Origin of the sequence: Streptomyces sp. NPDC001568, from assembly GCF_042893755.1 — a bacterium.
Taxonomy (GTDB): domain Bacteria; phylum Actinomycetota; class Actinomycetes; order Streptomycetales; family Streptomycetaceae; genus Streptomyces.
Map to the genome: position 1 here is coordinate 55,323 of NZ_JBIAVF010000003.1, position 18,316 is coordinate 73,638.

At 73.4% G+C, this 18,316-nt stretch carries 16 protein-coding genes; 2 read left to right on the forward strand and 14 right to left on the reverse strand.

Annotation, left to right across the window (positions count from 1 at the left end; translation table 11 throughout):
- Positions 1–121 precede the first annotated feature (121 nt).
- The 4 genes from kynU to ACFY0I_RS06060 form a co-directional block, all read right to left on the reverse strand.
- Positions 122–1,432: a kynureninase gene (kynU, locus tag ACFY0I_RS06045; RefSeq protein WP_388890836.1), complete on the reverse strand. Its 1,311-nt coding sequence runs from the start codon at positions 1,430–1,432 to the stop codon at positions 122–124.
- Positions 1,425–2,273 (reverse strand): tryptophan 2,3-dioxygenase family protein, encoded by an 849-nt coding sequence (locus ACFY0I_RS06050; RefSeq protein ID WP_388890839.1) that lies wholly within the window; start codon positions 2,271–2,273, stop codon positions 1,425–1,427. Before ACFY0I_RS06050 ends, kynU begins: the two co-directional genes overlap by 8 nt.
- Before the next feature lie 127 nt (positions 2,274–2,400).
- A complete protein-coding gene (locus ACFY0I_RS06055) occupies positions 2,401–2,814 on the reverse strand; it encodes a DUF3151 domain-containing protein (protein ID WP_281208154.1) in 414 nt (137 codons plus the stop codon).
- 4 nt (positions 2,815–2,818) lie between these two features.
- The gene (locus ACFY0I_RS06060) at positions 2,819–3,991 is read right to left on the reverse strand and encodes a CE1758 family FMN-dependent luciferase-like monooxygenase (protein WP_388891787.1); all 1,173 of its coding nucleotides are present in this window, start codon (positions 3,989–3,991) and stop codon (positions 2,819–2,821) included.
- A gap of 333 nt (positions 3,992–4,324) precedes the next feature.
- Here ACFY0I_RS06060 and ACFY0I_RS06065 point away from each other — a divergent pair, with 333 nt between their 5' ends.
- Entirely contained in the window at positions 4,325–5,683 is a 1,359-nt protein-coding gene (locus ACFY0I_RS06065; RefSeq protein WP_388890841.1) for an IS701 family transposase, read from the forward strand.
- A 65-nt stretch (positions 5,684–5,748) separates the two neighbouring features.
- Here the strand turns inward: ACFY0I_RS06065 and ACFY0I_RS06070 are convergent, their stop codons facing one another.
- The 9 genes from ACFY0I_RS06070 to ACFY0I_RS06110 form a co-directional block, all read right to left on the reverse strand.
- A complete protein-coding gene (locus tag ACFY0I_RS06070; protein ID WP_388890843.1) occupies positions 5,749–7,680 on the reverse strand; it encodes a helix-turn-helix domain-containing protein in 1,932 nt (643 codons plus the stop codon).
- Positions 7,681–7,789: 109 nt separating this feature from the next.
- A complete protein-coding gene (locus tag ACFY0I_RS06075; RefSeq protein ID WP_388890846.1) occupies positions 7,790–8,515 on the reverse strand; it encodes a BTAD domain-containing putative transcriptional regulator in 726 nt (241 codons plus the stop codon).
- Positions 8,516–8,618: 103 nt separating this feature from the next.
- A complete protein-coding gene (locus ACFY0I_RS06080; protein ID WP_388890848.1) occupies positions 8,619–9,329 on the reverse strand; it encodes a ScbR family autoregulator-binding transcription factor in 711 nt (236 codons plus the stop codon).
- Positions 9,330–9,673: 344 nt separating this feature from the next.
- Entirely contained in the window at positions 9,674–10,696 is a 1,023-nt protein-coding gene (gene fbaA, locus ACFY0I_RS06085; protein ID WP_388890850.1) for a class II fructose-bisphosphate aldolase, read from the reverse strand.
- Between the two features lie 270 nt (positions 10,697–10,966).
- On the reverse strand, positions 10,967–11,506 hold the full coding sequence (pyrE, locus tag ACFY0I_RS06090) for an orotate phosphoribosyltransferase (protein WP_388890852.1): 540 nt from the start codon (positions 11,504–11,506) through the stop codon (positions 10,967–10,969).
- Between the two features lie 112 nt (positions 11,507–11,618).
- A complete protein-coding gene (locus tag ACFY0I_RS06095) occupies positions 11,619–12,407 on the reverse strand; it encodes an aldose 1-epimerase (protein WP_388890855.1) in 789 nt (262 codons plus the stop codon).
- A 19-nt stretch (positions 12,408–12,426) separates the two neighbouring features.
- Positions 12,427–13,320: an SRPBCC family protein gene (locus ACFY0I_RS06100; protein WP_388890857.1), complete on the reverse strand. Its 894-nt coding sequence runs from the start codon at positions 13,318–13,320 to the stop codon at positions 12,427–12,429.
- 58 nt (positions 13,321–13,378) lie between these two features.
- A complete protein-coding gene (locus ACFY0I_RS06105) occupies positions 13,379–15,019 on the reverse strand; it encodes a polyamine aminopropyltransferase (protein WP_388890860.1) in 1,641 nt (546 codons plus the stop codon).
- A gap of 126 nt (positions 15,020–15,145) precedes the next feature.
- Positions 15,146–15,664, reverse strand: coding sequence for a DUF2617 family protein (locus ACFY0I_RS06110; RefSeq protein WP_281208144.1), 519 nt, complete (start codon positions 15,662–15,664; stop codon positions 15,146–15,148).
- 808 nt (positions 15,665–16,472) lie between these two features.
- On the opposite strand from ACFY0I_RS06110, the gene ACFY0I_RS06115 reads away from it, so the two are divergent.
- Complete coding sequence (locus ACFY0I_RS06115; RefSeq protein WP_388891789.1) at positions 16,473–17,657, forward strand: pyridoxal phosphate-dependent aminotransferase; 1,185 nt, start codon at positions 16,473–16,475, stop codon at positions 17,655–17,657.
- A 101-nt stretch (positions 17,658–17,758) separates the two neighbouring features.
- Here the strand turns inward: ACFY0I_RS06115 and ACFY0I_RS06120 are convergent, their stop codons facing one another.
- Positions 17,759–18,304 (reverse strand): YbjN domain-containing protein, encoded by a 546-nt coding sequence (locus ACFY0I_RS06120; RefSeq protein ID WP_388890863.1) that lies wholly within the window; start codon positions 18,302–18,304, stop codon positions 17,759–17,761.
- Positions 18,305–18,316: the final 12 nt, after the last annotated feature.

Sequence of the window (18,316 nt, forward strand, 5' to 3'; positions counted from 1 at the left end):
TGCGGGCTGGGGGGTACGGTGGCGGGCGCCCCCCCCCCGCGGGGGGGCGGGGGCCCGCGGGGGGGGGGGGGGGGGGGCGGGGCCCCCCCCCCCCCGACTGCTGTGACGTTTCGCTACCGCGTCACCCGAAAACGTGACCCAGTGCGGGGCCGAGCGTGTGGCCCAGGGTCCGCGCCGCCCGCTCGGCGTCGGCGAAGCCGACGTAGAGCGGGGTGAAGCCGAAGCGCAGGACGTCGGGGGTCCGGAAGTCCCCGACGACGCCCCGCGCGATGAGCTCCGCCATGACCCCGCGGGCGTTCTCCGTGCGCAGCGAGACCTGGCTGCCGCGCTCCGCGTGCCCGGCCGGGGTGACCGACTCGACGCGGCCCTCGGGGACGTACGCGGCGACGCATTCGAGGAAGAAGTCGCCCAGCGCGAGGGACTTGGCGCGGACGTCGTCGACGTCCACGCCCTCCCAGACGTCGAGGGCCGCTTCCAGCGCGAGCATCGACAGGATGTCCGGCGTGCCGACCCGCGCGCGGGTCGCGCCCGGGGCGGGCTCGTAGGCCGGGGTCATCGCGAAGGGGTCCGCGTGCCCGTTCCAGCCGGGCAGCGGGGAGTCGAAGGACTCCTGGTGGCGTGCGGCCACGTAGATGTAGGCCGGGGCGCCGGGCCCTCCGTTGAGGTACTTGTACGTGCAGCCGACCGCGAGGTCGACGGCGTGCGCGTCGAGGTCGACGGGCAGGGCGCCCGCCGAGTGGCACAGGTCCCAGACGACCAGCGCGCCCGCCGCGTGCGCGGCCGCGGTGAGGGCGGGCAGGTCGTGGAGCCGGCCGGTGCGGTAGTCGACGTGGTTGAGCAGCACCAGCGCGGTGTCGGAGGTCATCTCCGAGGCGGCCTCGGCGGGGTCCACGGCGACGACTTCGAGGCCGGTCATCCGCGCGGCGGAAGCGGCGATGTAGCCGTCCGTCGGGAAGGTCGCGGCGTCGACGAGCATCCGGGTCCGGCCGGGCGCGGCCAGTCGGGCGGCGCCGACGAGCGCCTTGAAGAGGTTGACGCTGGTGGAGTCGCCGACGGTGACCTGTCCGGGGCCGGCGCCGATCAGCGGGGCGATGCGGTCGCCAATCCGCTCCGGGGCGGTCCACCAGCCGCTCTCGTCCCAGGAGCGGATGAGGAGCTCGCCCCACTGGCGGCGTACGACGTCGCTCACGGCGTCGGGGACGCCGGCCGGGAGGGCGCCGAGGGAGTTGCCGTCGAGGTAGACGACGCCGTCGGGGAGGGCGAACCGCTCGCGGAGCTTGCCGAGCCCGTCGGCGGCGTCGAGTGCCGCGGCGCGGGCCCGGAGCCCGGCCTCGGCCGGGTGCGGCGCCGGGGCGGCGTCGACGTCGACGTGGGAGTCCGAGGCGGAGTCGGTCCCGCGCACCCCGCCGGATATCGGTCGCGTGTCAGACATGGCTGCGCGCCGTCCAGAGCTCGGGGAACACGTTCTTCGTCGCGCGCTTCTCCAGCCAGGCCACCCCGGCCGAGCCGCCCGTGCCCGTCTTCGCGCCCATCGCGCGCCGGGTCGCCACCAGGTGGTCGTTGCGCCAGCGCCAGACCAGCTCGGCGACGTCCGTCAGCACCTCGCCGAGGCGGTGCAGGTCGCCGTGCTCGCCGGCGGGCTCGGCGTACAGGGCCGTCCAGACGGCCTCGACCTCGGGCGACGGCTCGTAGCGCGCCGTCAGGTCCCGGTCCAGGACCTGCTGCGGGACCGGCAGGCCGCGGCGGGCGAGCAGGCGCAGGGTCTCGTCGTAGAGGCCGGGTTCGTGGAGGGCCTTCTCCAGTTCGCCGTGGACGCGCGGCGCGCCGCGGTGCGGGACCAGCATCGACGCGGACTTGTCGCCGAGCAGGAACTCCATCCGCCGGTACATCGCGGACTGGAAACCGGAGCCCTCGCCGAGGGCGGACCGGTACGAGTTGAACTGGCCCGGGGTGAGCTGGGCGAGGGGGCGCCAGGAGGCGTTGAGGGCCTCCAGCTCGCGGAGGGATCGTTTCAGCGCGTCCATCGCGACGGGGATGTCGTCCTCGCGCAGGGCGCGGGCCGCGGTCTCCCACTCGTGGACGATGACCGTGAACCACAGCTCCATGACCTGGGTCGTGACCAGGAAGACCATCTCGCCGGGGTCGTCCGAGCGGAGGTGCTGGAGGTGGGTGAGGACGTCCGCCTGGACGTAGTCCTCGTAGGGGGTCGTGCCGGCGAAGTCGAGGTTCGGGGTGTCCGAACCGGCTCCGGAGGCATCAAGGGCGTGCGACATTTCTGTCTCCTCGACACGTGCTTCCGGGTAGCGGTCCGCTCCTTCCGTGAGGTAAGTGGAGCCCCGGTCCCCTGCCTCGCATCATAAACAGGGGATCCGGAACCCCTCTAGGGCACTCGGCGCGCAGTTATGCGAGCGTGTCCGCGGCGGTCTCCGAGGAATCCCGCAGGAAGGTCGAGCAGCGCTCGTACTCCTCCTTCTCGCCGATCGCGCCGGCGGCCCGGGCCAGGGCGTTCAGGGCGCGCAGGAACCCGCGGTTCGGCTCGTGCTCCCACGGCACCGGGCCGTGGCCCTTCCAGCCCGCGCGGCGCAGGGAGTCCAGCCCGCGGTGGTAGCCCGTACGGGCGTACGCGTAGGACTCGACCGTGTTTCCGGCGGCGAAGGCCCGGTCGGCGAGGGTGGCCCAGGCGAGGGAGGACGTGGGGTACGCGGCGGCCACCTCGGCCGGGTCGGTGCCGGCGGCGAGGGCCTCTCGCGGCGCGGGCTCGTCGGGCAGGTGGGTGGGGGCGGGGCCCCCGAGCAGGTTCTGGTGAATCGACATGGGATCAGTGTGGCCGATGGCCCGCCGCGACGGGCCGGCCGTGCCCGACCGGCGGCGCCCCGGGGCCCGCCATCGCCATCGCCCGCGTACCCGTGCCCGTACCGGTGCCCGCGCCTCCAGCGACCGCGGGGTGGCGCGGCCCCGGCAGCCAGGTCGGGGGCCGGACCGAGGCCAGCTCCCGGCGCAGGACCGGGACGATCCGTTCCCCCAGCAGGTCGATCTGCTCCAGCACCGTCTCCCGCGGCAGCCCGGCGTGGTCCACGAGGAAGAGCTGGCGCTGGTAGTCCCCGTACGCCTCCCGGAAGGTGAGGATCTTCTCGATGACCTCGTCCGGGCTCCCGACCGCCAGCGGGGTCCGCGCCGCGCACTCCTCCAGGGACTCCCGGGCACCACGCGCGGGCGAGCCGTCGAAGTACGGGCGGAACTCGCGCACCGCGTCCTGCGACCGGGCCCGTACGAAGACCTGCCCGCCGAGGCCGACGACGGCCTGCTCGGCGGCGCCGTGCCCGTGCTCGGCGTACCGGGCGCGGTACAGCTCCACCAGCCGCGCGTAGTGCCCGACGGGGGCGCGGAGGTTGTCGACGAAGAACCCGTCCCCGTAGGACGCGGCCTGCTCCGCGCCCTCCGGCGAGCGCACCGACGCGTGCCACACGAAGGGCGGTACGCCGTCCAGCGGGCGGGGAACGGAGGTGAAGCCGTCGAGGCGGGCGCGGGAACGGCCCCTCCAGTCGATGTCCTCCTCCCGCCACAGCCGGTGCAGCAGGGCGTAGTTCTCGCGGGCGAGCGCGACGCCCTGGCGGAGGTCCTGGCCGAACCACGGGTAGACGTTGGGGACGTTGCCGCGCCCCAGCGTCAGGTCCACGCGGCCGTCCGCCAGGTGCTGGAGCAGCGCGAACTCCTCCGCGATGCGGACGGGGTCGTTGGTGGTGACGAGCGTGGTGGCGGTGGAGAGGAGCAGCCGCTCGGTGCGGGCGGCGACGTACGCGAGCAGCGTCGGCGGCGAGGACGGCACGTGGGGCGGGTTGTGGTGCTCGCCGGTGGCGAAGACGTCGAGGCCGGCCTGCTCGGCCCGGACGGCGATGGTCGTCATCGTCTTGATCCGCTCGTGCTCGGTGGGCGTGCGGCCGGTGAGCGGGTCGGGCGCGACATCGCCGATGGAGTACACGCCGAACTGCACCACCCCGCCGCCCACCCTCCCCGTGATCGCGCCGCGCACGCGCTCGCGCCGCCGCCGCCGGGCGCGGGTGCGGTGCCGGGGGGCAGGCCCCGGCACCGCGGTGCGTGGGGCCGGACCAGGACCCCTCGTACAGGACCGTGCCGGATGCTCCGGCGAGCCACCACGTCCGTTCCGGCAGTCCGTCAAGTCGTGCGGCGAGGAGGAGCGGGTGGTGGGGCCCCCACCACGTTCCGGTCAAGTGCGGTGCCCGGCGCACCTCCCCGCGCACGGGGTCCGCGACGGACGGTGGGGGTGCAGTCAATGCACGCTAGGGGGCATGTCGTGAAAGCGATCATGAGTAGGACCGCCGTGGCGCCGGGAACCGGCCCGGCCACGGTGACGGGCCGGACCACGGGAACGGGAACGGGGACAGGAACGGGGACAGGAACGGGAACGGGAACGGGAACGAGGACAGGAACAGGCACGACGACGGGCACGACAACGCGAACGGGCACGGCCACCGCCGCCACCAGCACCAGCACCAGCACCAGCACCAGCACCACCCTGATCCCCGTACGCCGGGACCCCGTCCACGAGGCGGCCGAGGACCTCTGTTCCGTCGTCCTGGCCTCGCTGCGCCGCAAGGACCAGCGGGAGAAGGGACGGCAGTACGTCCGGGGGCTGCTCGCCCTGCGGGGCCGCAAGTCGATGCGCGGCATCGCCGGGCAGGTCGGGGGCCCTGCCGCGGAACAGAGCATGCACCACTTCATCTCCAGTTCCACCTGGGACTGGGAGCCCCTGCGCGCCTCCCTCTCGGGCTTTCTGGAGGCGACGACCCCGCTGACCGCTTGGGTGGCCCAGCCGATGGCCATCCCGAAGGGCGGCGACCGTTCGGTGGGCGCGGCGCACCGGTTCGACCCCCACCAGGGGCAGATGTTTCGCGGGCAGCAGGCCTTCGGCACCTGGTTCGCGTCGGCCGGCCTGGTGACGCCGGTCGGCTGGCGGATGTTCCTGCCCGACGCCGAGGGACCACAGGGCGCCCTCGACGAGCACGCCGCGCAAGCCGCGTACGAGCAGTGCGCCGCGACGGCCGTCATCGAGGCGGTGCGGCGCAGCGGGAGCGGCCCCCGCCCGGTGGTGCTCGACATCCGTCAGATCGGCACCCGCTCGACGATGAACCGCTTCGCCGAGGCGGGGCTCCCGGTCATCGCGCGGGCGGCGGCGTCGACGCCGCTGCTCGTCACGGATCCGACCCTGCCGGGGTACGGGGCCGGGGTGCGCAGCGCGCGCGAGATCCTGCAGTCGGTGAAGGGGCTGTCCACCCCGGTGGAGTGGACCGATCCCGATCCGGGGCATCCGGGCGGCCGGCACCGCGGCACGCTGGCCGTCGCGGTGCGGGTGATGATGCCCGACCCGTCGCCGGCCCGACGCCGGCACCTGCTGCTGGTCGGCGAGTGGACCGATCCACGGCGCGCTCCGGCGCAGGTGTGGGTGACCGACCTCGTACGGCTCCCCGTGGGCCCGCTGCTGCGGCTGACCAAGCAGGGCCTGCGCGTGGGCTTCGCCGCCGAGCACGGTGGCCAGGAGGTGGGCCTGCGCGACTTCGCCGGGCGGGCCCTGCCCGGCTGGCACCGGCACGTCACGCTGGCGTCGGTCGCCCACGCGGCCCGCGCGCTGTCGGGGACGGGAACGGAGCACGGCCCGACGCCGTGAGGACCCTCCGGCCCCCGGCGCCCCGCCCGTCACCGACGGCCGGGGCGCCGGGAGGCCCGGGTTCGCTACTCCGGCCGGGCGCCCGCCGTGCGGCGGTCGTGCAGGACCGTACGGGCCTTGCGCAGGCGCAGGGCCATCTGGATCTCCAGCGCCCGGCCGGGCTTATGCCATTGCGGGCCGAGGAGTTCGGCGATGCGTTCCAGCCGCCGGGACACCGTGTTGGGGTGCACGTGCAGCGCCTCGGCCGCGTGCGTGGGGCTGCCGCCGGAGGCGAAGTACGCGTCGAGGGTGCCGGTGAGGCACGTCATGCGGTCGGTGTCGTACTCCAGGACGGGCCCGATCGTCGACGCGATGAAGGACTCCACGTCGTGGTCGGCGGACAGCAGCAGCCCGAGGAAGCCGAGTTCGCGCAGCGAGGCGGTGCCGCCCGCCCCGTCGAGGGCGGTCAGCGCGTCCAGACAGCGCACGGCCTCCGCGTACACCCGGGCCACCTCGCCCGGCCCCCCGGTGGGGCCGGCCGCACCGGTGGACACGGCGTGCCCGAGGAGCGGTGACAGTTCGCCCGAAGCCCGGTGCGCGGCGGCTGAGGCGTCGTCGCCCGGCAGGACGAGCACGATGCAGCCCCGGCGCACGCCCTTGAGCCCGCCCATCCGGTAGGCGTACGAGGACGCCCAGGCGACGGCCTTGCCGAGTTCCCCGCCCTCGGGCCGGGCCACGACGACGACGTGGGGCCGGTCGAGGTCGATGCCGAGCCGGCGGGTGCGCTCCAGCAGGTGCAGGTCGACGGAGTGCGGCCGTTCCAGCAGGTCGGCGAGCAGTTCGTCGTGGACGGGCCCCTCGGCGGCGGCCGTGCCCCGCTGGATCAGCATCAGCGAGGCCACCGACTGCGCGGCCAGTTGGAGCAGCCGTACGTCCTCCTCGGCGAGCGGCGCCGACGCGCTCAGCAGCAGCACCCCGAGGTCCTCGGCGCCCGCGAGGACGGGGGCGAGCCACAGCTCGCCCGGCAACCGGACGGGCCGCCGGTCGATCTGCGCCTGGAGGGCGCCCTTGGCCACCGACTCCTCGTCCAGGTCCGGCAGTTCGCCGGTGGCCGTCAACGGCCTGCCACCGGGGTCCCGTACCTGGAGCACCCCGTCGAGCGCGTCGGCGGTGGCCCGGGCGAGGGTGGCCAGGCCGGCCCCGTCCAGCACCAGCCCGGCCAGCCGGGCGTGACACTCCCACAGGTGCCGGACCCGGGTGAGGGCGGTGTTGGTGCGCGAGCCGAACGCCTCCAGCTCGGTGACCTCGTCGCGGGTCTGCTCCAGCAGCCGGGCCTTCTCGATGGCGACGGCGGCCAGGTCCGCGAGGGAGAGCAGCACGCCGATCTCGTCGGGGGTGAACTGCCGTACGGCGCGGTCGGATCCGTAGAGCGCGCCCAGCGTGGAGCTCCCGCGCCGCAGGGGGACGGCGATGATGGCGCGCAGCCCCTCCGCCTCCACGGCGGAGTCGATGCCGGGGGCGTGCACGATGGCGGGATCGGCCAGGTAGTCGGCGGTCCACACCGGCGACCGGCGGTCCTGGGCGATGCTGCCCAGCCCGTGCCCGGTGCCCAGTTCGAGCCCCACGTTCAGGGCGGTGGTCTCGCCCTCGGAGGTGCGCACGTACGCCGATCCGTCCGGGCGCGACAGCGACAGCCAGGCCATGTCGAAGCCGAGGAGCCGCCGGGCCCGACGGGTGATCAGGCGCAGCAGCCCGTCGAGGTCGTACGGGGAGGTCAGGTCGTGCGCGGTGTCCACGAGGGCGGTGAGGGCGGCCTCGCGCTGCTTGGCGCGGATCGCGTCCGCACGTACGGAACGGGCCAGCTCCACCGCCCTGGCGAGGCCGGCGAGGTGTTCCGCCCCGGCGTCGGCGCAGCGGGCGTCCTCCAGCAGGGCCTCGTACCGGCCCTCCGGGGCGTCCGCCGCGAGCAGTTCCAGTACGGCCAGCGCCCCTGGTGCCCCGCCGTCGTCCCCGCGCATCCGTCGCCCCCGTCCGACCAGCCCGTATGTCCCGCGCTCCGAACCTAGGTTCCGTGCGACGAGGGGTCAAGCAGGGCGCGGTCGACGCCCGTCGGGGCGCGACGGCGCGTCAGCACCGGACGGCGCCCGCCAGGGTCAGTCGGGGCGTCGTGCAGGCCGCACGGATCGCCTCGACGCGTTCCTCCGCGATGCGCAGCGCCTCCAGGTAGGGGCAGTCGGGGTGCGGGGCCGTCCTGCCGCCCGGGCCGGCTCGACCGCGCAGACCGGCGAGCTCCAGGCGCAGTTCGCGGTACCGGCCGAGGGCGAGTTCCGCTTCGACCCACTGGCCGAGCACGGCGAGCCGGTCGGCGTCGAGGACCTCGATGCGGGCGCCGAGCCAGGTCCCGGCGTCGATGCCGTCCAGGGCGGGGCCGGTCCACAGGGCGAGGGCGCGGCGCAACCGCAGGGCCGCCTGTTCGAAGTCGCCGCGCCCCATGGCGCGGTAGCCGGCGCCGGATTCGCGGGCGAACTCCCGGACGTCGGAGCGACCGCCACCGGTGTCGAGAAGATACCCGCCGGGCCGGGTGGAGAGCACCGACTCGGGAGTACGTACCGAACCGGCCCCGAGCGACCGCGCGAAGCGCTCGCGCAGGCGGCGTACGGCGGTGTGCAGGACAGCGCGGGCGTGCTCGGGGCGGGTGTGGACGGCCAGCTCGTCCGCGAGGACGGCGGCGGGCACGACACGGTCGGGCCAAGCGGCGAGAACCGCCAGCACGTGCCGGGACTCCGGCGTGGGGGCCGTGACGGGCACACCGTTCTCGATGACCCGCGGCTCTCCGAGTACCTCAATGTCCACAGTGTTCTCCCTGGGCAGGCGAGCAGAAAAAATAATACCCGGAAGGATCTTTCAGGGAAGGGCTATGCGGGAACCAGCAGAGGTATGCGCCCACGGGCCGCTGCTAGGCGGGGACCCGCTCCCCCGCCACCCCTGCCGGTTCCACCGTTTCCGACGGCTCCGCCGGCAGACCGCCCGGGCAACCGTGACCGCACGCGTGCACCCCCTGGGGACCGTAGAGCGCCCGCGCGCCCCGGCGGGGAGCGGTGTCCAGCCGGATCGCCACGGCGGGCACCACGATGCTGGGCATCACGTACGTGTAGAGCTCGGAGACCTGCTCCTCCAGGTCCAGGCCCAGGGTGTGCGACATGGTGTTCAGTCCCGCGAACGAGCCCACGATCATCCGCGAGGGCACCAACGGGTCGACGTTCGGCAGCAGCTCGCCGCGCCGCTTCGCCTCCTCCAGCACGCGGACGTGCTGGTCGATCCAGGCGTAGTAGGGGGCCGCCTTGTCGAGGTTGCGGCCCGCCGCCTGGTCCAGGGTGAGCCGCGCGCTCGCGCGCATCAACACCTCGTGCCGCAGCCGGTGGGAGAACACCATGCCCACGTCCAGGAACTCCTGGGCCTTGTACTCCTGCGGAAGGACCGTCGGCCGCTGCTCGTTCTGCGCGTCGATGACGGCCTGGGCCAGGCCTTCCTTGGAGTCGAAGTGGAAGTACAGCGCGCCCTTGGTGACCCGGGCGATGTTGACGATGTCCGACAACTTGGCCGCGTCGTAGCCCTGCTCGTCGAAGACCACGGCCGCCGCCTCCAGGATCGCCTGACGCGTGCGCACCGCCCGATCCTGCTTCACCTGGGGTCGCTCTGTCCTCATATGTCGTGTCGCCTCTCCTGCCCCGATGGATTTACATAACCACGGGTACGTTTCTCTGAGTAGATTTCACACCATCACGGGGCCGCCGTCCACCGCCGTAGCGACCTCGCGGCCCCCGGGCCCGCAGGAAGGCTCCCCCGCGCCCCCGCGGCCCGCCCCGACCGCACGCACGCCGGCCCGCCCGAGGACCACGCACGCACGCACTCAGGCACGACCGCACGACCGCACGACCGCACGACCGCACGCGAAAGGGTCCGCCGGTCCGAGACGGACCGGCGGACCCCTTCAGGTCTCAGGTGCTGCTACTACTTCAGCTTCGTACCGGTGGAGCGCAGGTCGGCGCAGGCCGCGGTGACGCGCTTGGCCATACCGGCCTCGGCCAGCTTGCCCCAGGTGCGCGGGTCGTAGGTCGACTTGGTGCCGACCTCGCCGTCGACCTTCAGCACACCGTCGTAGTTGCGGAACATGTGGTCGGCGACCGGCCGGGTGAACGCGTACTGGGTGTCGGTGTCGAGGTTCATCTTCACGACGCCGTTCTCCAGCGCGGTGGCGATCTCCTCGGCCGTGGAGCCCGAACCGCCGTGGAAGACGAAGTCGAACGGCGAGGGCTTGCCGTACTTCTCGCCGACACCGGCCTGGAGGTCCTTGAGGAGCTCGGGGTGCAGGACGACGTTGCCCGGCTTGTAGACGCCGTGCACGTTGCCGAAGGACGCGGCCAGCAGGTAGCGGCCCTTCTCGCCCAGACCCAGGGCCTCGGCGGTGCGCAGCGCGTCATCGACGGTGGTGTACAGCTCGTCGTTGATCTCGTGGCTGACGCCGTCCTCCTCGCCGCCGGTCGGGGTGATCTCGACCTCAAGGATGATCTTCGCGGCGGCGGCCTTGGCGAGCAGCTCCTGGCCGATGGCCAGGTTGTCGGCCAGGGTCTCGGCGGAGCCGTCCCACATGTGCGACTGGAAGAGCGGGTTGAGGCCGCGGGCCACGCGCTCGGCGGAGACCTCCAGGAGCGGACGTACGTAGCCGTCCAGCTTGTCCTTCGGGCAGTGGTCGGTGTGCAGCGCCACCGTGATGTCGTACTTGGCGGCGACGACGTGCGCGAACTCCGCCAGGGCGACGGCGCCCGTGACCATGTCCTTGTTGTACTGGCCACCCAGGAACTCCGCACCACCGGTGGAGATCTGGATGATGCCGTCGCTCTCGGCCTCCGCGAAGCCGCGCAGGGCAGCGTGCAGGGTCTGGGTCGAGGTGACATTGATGGCCGGGTAGGCGAACTTGCCTGCCTTCGCCCGGTCGAGCATCTCGTTGTAGACCTCGGGGGTTGCGATGGGCATCTGTCCGCTCCTTGGATGTGCGGGGAGTGTGCTTATTGCGGGCCCTGACCTGGGGGCGACGTCATCGTCGCGCCTATCTTTCCAGACTCGGCGCGACACTCCACCCCTCCGGTCACCCCGGGAGGGGTGAGCCTGACGCGGTGTTTCACGTGAAACACCGCGTCATTTCACAAAACAGCAGGTCAGGACCGGAACCGGGACTTCCGAGGACCTTCGTCACCAGTTGTTCCGAGCCGGTCCCGACCACGATGCGAGATGCCCGGGGGCGGCTCAGCCGAGGCCGAGGTCCCCGAGGCGGTAACCGGTGAGGTAGGCCAGGCCCGCCTCGGCGATGGCGTCCGCGGCACCGCGATCCACGATGGTGGCGACGGCGACGACCTCACCGCCGGCCTCGCGGACGGCCTCGACGGCGGTCAGCGGGGACCCGCCGGTGGTCGAGGTGTCCTCGACCACCAGGCAGCGCCGGCCCTTGACGTCGGTGCCCTCGATGCGACGCTGCATGCCGTGGGCCTTCTGCGCCTTGCGGACGACGAAGGCGTCCAGGCGCTGTCCGCGCGCGGCGGAGGCGTGCAACATCGAGGTCGCCACCGGGTCGGCGCCCAGGGTCAGACCGCCGACGCAGTCGAAGTCGAGCTCGGCGGTGAGGTCGAGCATGACCTGCCCGACCAGCGGGGCCGCCTGGCCGTCGAGGGTGATCCGGCGGAGGTCGATGTAGTAGTCGGCCTCCTTGCCGGAGGAGAGGGTCACCTTGCCGTGCACGACGGCCTTGTCCTTGATCTGCTGCAGAAGCGCATCGCGTACGTCAGTCATGCCCCGAGCTTAATTGCGCCCCGGGCGCCCCCCGCACGACCGGCCCGCACCGGCCCGCGACCGGCCCCCGCGACCGGCCCGCGACCGCCCCGCACGCCGCGGCCCGTACGGGCTATGCCAGGCGCCGCCACGTCCAGGTGCTGGACACCTCCAGCGGGTCGACGGGCGTGACCAGGTGCGGAAGCGTGTTCAGCCCGTTCGGCGGGCCGGACTGGGGCTCGACGCAGACGGCCTCGGGCTGCTCGTCGTAGACGACCACCCATTCGGCCCGACTGGCGACCTTGAGCTCCAGCTGCCCGGGCCAGGTCAGGGTGACGTCCACGCCGTGGGGCATGCCGAAGCAGTCGTCCCAGGGACCGGGGAGGGGGTCGATGCGGCGGCCGGTGGGGAGGTGGTCCTCGCCGCGCTCCTCCTGCCAGGCCGGGTCGAAGGCGATCTGCGCCTCGGGGCCGCCGGCGGTCAGGGTCCGGTTGAACCAGGGGTGCCAGCCGGCCTGCGCCGGGAAGGAGTTCTCGTAGGTCTCCACGCCCAGGGTCAGGGTCAGGGCGTCCTCGGACAGCTCGAAGATCTGGGTCACCCGGCCGGCGTACGGCCAGGGGTCGACGAGGTCGAAGGCGAACGCGGCGCGGGTGTCGGACACCCCGGCCGGACGCCAGGAGGTGTCACGGCCGAGGCCGTGGATGGCGTGCGGCGGGTGGTTCAGGGGCAGCTGGTGGACGGTCGCGCCGTCCCGGAACCGTCCGTCCGCGGTGCGCCCGCACCAGGGGACCATCGGGAAGGCGCCGAAGTGCGGCCCCTGCCGCAGGAGCTCCGTCCCGTCGACGCGCAGACTGCTGATCCGGCAGCCGTTCTCCTGATCGATGGTGATGTCGGCGCCGCCGGCGCTCAGTTGCGTGCTCATACGGCGACCCTACGGCGAGTCAGCGACGACGGCGCAACGCCCTTCCGACCACGACGGCCGAGGCGATGGCGAGGGCGGCGGCCGGGGCGACCCAGCGCAGGCCGCCGGCCGCGGCGACGGTGGAGGGCGCCGGGACCGGGGCGTACCGGCCGCGCGGCGGCGCGTGGTCCACCTCCTCGGCACTCCGGCCGATCATCGTGCGACGGGCGTGGGCGGCTTCGGCCGGCGGGCGGGCGGCCGCGGCGGAGCCGGTCGCCTCGGCGAAGTCGCCCTCCAGGAAGGGGTCGACGGACGGCGCCGGCACCTCGGAGTCGAACAGCGAGGCGCTGACCGCGTCGGCCGGCCCGGCGTCGGAGGCGTCACCCGCGCCCCCGGCCCCCGCGGCGTCGGCGGCCTCCTCCGCCTCGGCGACGGGATCGTGCGGGTCGACGTCGGGGGCCGCGTCGCCCGCCGCGGCGCCCACCCCGACGGCCTCGGCCTCGGCGACGGCCTCCGCCGCCAGGTTCGCGCCCGCCCGGTCCAGCAGGCGCCGGCCGGCGACCGCGGTGGCTTCCGGTGCGAAGGCGGCGGCCCGCCCGTCGGCGGTGGCCCCGCCGGTGAACTCCAGGCGGGTCCCGCCCCCGTCCGGGACCAGCGTCAGCCCGAGCGAGAGGGTGACGGTGCCGTGGCCCCGTACCTCGGTGCCCGCACCCTCGACGGTGAACCGGTCCGGTCCGCCCTCGGCGACGATCAGGGCGCCCCGGTAGGTCACGGTGTGCCCGCCGACCCGCACCTTGAGCCGCCCGGCCGTCGGCCCGGCGGCGGCGTCGGCGTCCTGCTGGAGCCCGGGCACGCAGCGCGCCACGCGGGCCGGATCGCGCAGCACGGCACGGAGGTCTTCCGCGGGGACCGGAACGAACACCTGATGCTCCATGCGGCCGAGCCTACCGAGGAGAGCCGCCGGTGCACACGGACACGACAGTCGCCGCAGCTCAGGAGTAGCGCGGGGAGGGCAGCGTGGAGGGCGGCAGGCCGTGGATCCGGGTCCGGGCGGCGTCCCGGGCCGCGTCCTGCAGGGCACGCGTGGACACCGCGCGCAGCGCTGGCGTGTCCCGGTCGACCCGCAGCTCGGGCGTCCGTTCGCGGGAGGCGAGGACGAAGCCCCAGTCCTGCGGCGGCGCCCCGCTGCCGCCGAGCGTCCGGTCGGGTCCGGCGGCGAACCCGGAGAGCCGGCCGCCGGTGCTGTAGGGGGTGGTGTGCAGTCCGGCGGCGCGCAGGGTGGTGTCGACGGTCCAGTACGTACGGGCCCGGGCGGTGAGGGCCCCCGCGTGGACGGAGATCCGCCCGCCGGGGTTCAGGGCCCGCGCGGCGAGCCCGTAGAACTCCTGCGAGTACAGCTTCGTGCTCGGGGTGATGCCGGGGTCGGGCAGGTCGGAGACGATGACGTCGAACCGGTCCCGGGCGGCGGGACCCCGCAGCCAGCGGAAGGCGTCCTGCGTGACGACACCGAGGCGGGGGTCCTCGAAGGCCCGCTCGTTGAGCGCGGAGAGCATCGGGTCGGTGCGGGCCAGCCGGACGACCCCGGGGTCGAGCTCGACGACGGTGACGGAGGCGACGTCCGGGTAGCGCAGCACCTCGCGGGCGGCCAGCCCGTCGCCGCCGCCGAGGACCAGGACGCGGGCGTGCGGGCCGGTCATCGCGGGGTGGACCAGGGCTTCGTGATAGCGGTACTCGTCGTAGCCGCTGACCCGCAGCCGGCCGTCGAGGTACAGGTCGAGGGAGCGCGGGGATCCGCCGGCCGGGCCCGTCAGCACCAGTTCCTGCACCTCGGTCCGGACGGCGACCCGGACCTCGCCGCCGTAGACGGCGCGGCGGGCGAGCCGTTCGAAGTCGTCGGCGAGCAGGGTCGCGGAGCCGAGCGCGGCGAGGACGACCGCGTTGGTGGCGATCAGCAGCCAGCGGCAGCGGGGGCTGAGGTCCCGGCGGAACAACCACAGGACGAGCCCGCCGCCGGCGAGGGCGTTGACGGTGCCGGTGAGCATGACGCCGTTGAGCTGGCCGAGCATCGGCAGCAGCAGGAACGGGAAGGCGAGTCCGCCGACGAGGGCGCCCACGTAGTCGGCGGCGAACAGGTCGGCGACCGCTCCGCCCGCGTCCTGCCGGCGGATCCGCTGGATCAGCACCATCAGCAGCGGGATCTCCGCGCCGATGAGGACGCCGATGGCGAAGGAGAAGCCGACGAGCGCGGTCCGGGATTCGCCCAGCCAGGCGAAACTCGCGTACAGGGCCATGGCGGAGAACCCGCCGAGCAGGGCGAGCGCGGCCTCGATGGCCGCGAAGCCGAGGGCGGGCCGGCCGCGCAGCCGTTTCGCGAGGAGGGAGCCGACGCCCATGGCGAAGACCATGACGGACAGCACCACGGAGGCCTGGGTGACCGAGTCACCGATCAGGTAGGAGCCGAGGGCGAGCAGCTCCAGTTCGTACACGAGCCCGCAGGCGGCGCAGACGAAGACGGTGGCCAGGACGAGGAGACGGCCGGTCCGTGGCTGTACGGGCAGGGCGGCCGGGGCGCTCTGCGCTCCCCGGGGCTCCGGCGCCGGGAGCACCCCGCGGGGGGCGGATCGGTCGATCATGAAGCGAACCGTACGTTACCGCCCACCCACACCCTGTCACCCACATGGGTGTAAGTACCGCCTCAATCCCGCCAGTTGGCGTAACCACGGCCCGATCCGCGCCCCAATCCGCCCCCGGAGCACGCCCTAGACGGGCGCGCCCATGCGCACGCCCACCCGGGTGCGCGTGGCGACGAGCTGCCCTTCCTGGGGATAGGCGTGCCAGGTCCGCCACCGGACCTGGCCCTCGTAGCGCTGGGCCAGCATGGCGGTGAAGGCGTGGGGGCTGCCGGGGAAGGTGCCGGCCAGCCCGTTCGGGTGATCGGCGACGAGGGCGAGCAGCTCCTGGGCGCGGCCCGCGAAGGAGCCCCGCGAGAGGTTCTCGACGCGTGCGGCGAACTCGTACTCCCAGTCGCCGACGCGCTTGGCCACGCCGAGCGGAAGCGGCGTACTGCTCCCGGGCATGCAGGCGACGGTCTCCGAACAGAGCACCTCCCCCTCCTCCAGGAGCACCTGGTGAGAGGCCCCGAGCAGGCGGAGTTCCACTTTCGCGTCCGCGAGCTGGAGGTTCAGTACGGCCAGGGCGGGCAGCCGGTCCCGCCCCAGGGCCCAGGCGAGATCGGCGGCACGCGTGTCGGTATAGGTGGTCTGGAGGGTCGTGAGCATGAGTCGGCTCCGCAAACGCGCGAGGGAGATGGGCCGGAGCCCGCCAGCGGTAGTCAACGGGTGGGGGGACACCGGCACGGTCCACAGGAAGTCCAGGGAGGTCCGAGGACCGGTCTACACAACCGAGGGAATCATGAATGGCACGGCACTCACAGCGGTTTTACCCAACTTGACGGGGTTTACATCCCCCCGGGGGCTACTCAGTTCACGTGTTCACCAGCATGCCGCCCGTACGCCGTAACGCCGGGCCGAACAAGTAGACGCCCGAGGGAAGTTGTCCCCCACGGGCGCCCGCTTCAACACTCGTCGGCGGGCCTTCCCGAAGGATCAGCTGGAGCCGCAGCCGCCCCCGCCACCGCAGGAGGACGACGATCCGCCACACGAGGACGACGACGAGGAGGACGACCCGCACGAGGACGTCGAGGTCCCGCAGGAGGGACCCGAGTCGGACGAGGACCCGCCGCACGAGGAAACCACGCCCGTGCCGCCGGAGGCGGCCCACCAGCTGTCGGACCGGTTGCCGGCCGACCGGCCGTACGAGGAGGACCGCGAGGACGACCGCACGGAGCGCCGGCGGTACGCCGATGCCCGCTTCGCCTTCGAGACCATGATCCCCACGACGGCACAGACCGCCACCACGAACACCACCACCAGGACAAAGACCAGGACCACGGTCCTCGCCTCCTCTCGGAAGCCCGGTTCCCCGGGGTGCGGGATCCCCTCGTCCCGCGTGACGGGGGGATGCCCCCCGGCCGATCACGCCAAAGCACACTTGAGCAACTCCAGAGCTTCCCCGCAGGATGGCGCCATGACCGCATCCGCGAGCAGCAGCAGCCGCCCCTTCCTCAACCGGCGCCTGGCGTCCTTCGGCACCACGATCTTCGCGGAGATGTCGGCGCTGGCCGCCCGCACCGGGTCGATCAACCTGGGCCAGGGCTTCCCCGACACCGACGGCCCCGCCGAGATCGCCGAGGCGGCGGTACGGGCCGTCCGCGACGGCCGGGGCAACCAGTACCCGCCCGGCCCGGGCGTCCCGGAGCTCCGTACGGCCGTCGCGGAGCACCAGCGGCGCTTCTACGGGACGGCGTACGACCCGGACACCGAGGTGCTGGTCACGGCGGGTGCCACGGAAGCCATCGCGGCGTCCCTCCTGGCCCTCCTGGAGCCGGGTGACGAGGTCATCGCGCTCGAACCGTTCTACGATTCGTACGCGGCCTGCATCGCGATGGCCGGGGCGGTCCGCGTCCCGCTCACCCTGCGCGCCCCGCACTTCCGCCCCGACCTCGACGCCCTGCGGGACGCGATCACCCCGCGCACCCGGCTGCTCCTGCTGAACACCCCGCACAACCCGACGGGCACGGTCCTCACCCGCGAGGAGCTGACCGTGATCGCGGAGCTCGCCGTGGAGCGGGACCTCCTCGTCGTCACCGACGAGGTCTACGAGCACCTGGTCTTCGAGGGCTCGCACATCCCCCTGGCCTCGCTGCCCGGCATGCGCGAGCGCACGGTGACGATCTCCTCCGCCGGCAAGACGTTCTCCTTCACCGGCTGGAAGGTCGGCTGGCTCACCGCCCCGCCGGCCCTGGTCTCGGCGGTGCGGTCGGCGAAGCAGTTCCTGACGTACGTCTCGTCGGGGCCGTTCCAGTACGCGATCGCGGAGGCCCTGGCCCTGCCGGACTCGTACTACGACACCTTCCGCGCGGACCTCGCGGCCAAGCGCGACCTCCTCGCGGACGGCCTGGCGGCGGCCGGCTTCGAGGTCTTCCGCCCGCAGGGCACGTACTTCATCACCACGGACGTCTCCCCGCTGGGCGAGAAGGACGGCCTGGCCTTCTGCCGCGCCCTGCCGGACCGCTGCGGCGTGGTCGCCATCCCGAACCAGGTCTTCTACGACGACACCGCGGCGGGCGCCACCCAGGTCCGCTGGGCCTTCTGCAAGAAGGCGGAGGTCCTCCAGGAGGCCGTGCACCGCCTGGGCCGGCTGACGGGCTGACGCCGGCGCGGGCGGCGGCGGACGGGGCCGGGCGCGCGACCGGCCACGCACCGGGTCGTGGGTGACCTGGTGCGTGGCCGGGGTGGTTCGGCGTCGGACGACTAGTTGTCGTCGCCCTCGTCCTTCTTCTCGTCGCCCTCGGCGGAGTCGACTTCCTTCTCCAGGCCGAGCTGCTCGATGAGCCACTTGTCGAACTCGATGGAGGCGCGGACCCAGCTGACCGTGGAGGACACGAAGTGCTCCAGGTTCACGCCGGTGCCGATCAGCATCTGCGCCTCACCGATCAGGCGGACCGAGCCGTCGTCGTGGGTGTGGCTGTAGACCTTCGGCCACAGGGTGCGGCGGTTCCAGTCGTCGATGGACTCCAGCAGCTGCGGCTTGTCCTCGATCGCGTGGGGGCGGTCGTAGAAGGTCCGCACGGAGAAGACCTGCTGCTCGTCCTCGCCGCGGAACATGAAGTACGTGCGGAAGTCCTCCCACGGCGCCGCGAGGTCACCCTCGTCGTCGACGACGTACTTGAGCTCCATCTGCTCCAGGAGCTGCTTGACCAGGTCCTGGTCGGGGACGACGGGGCCCGCCGGTCCAGTGGCCTGCGGATCGGGCTGCTGCCCTCCGAAGTTCGGAATCGAGGCCGGGTCGATGCTCACCGTGTACTTCCC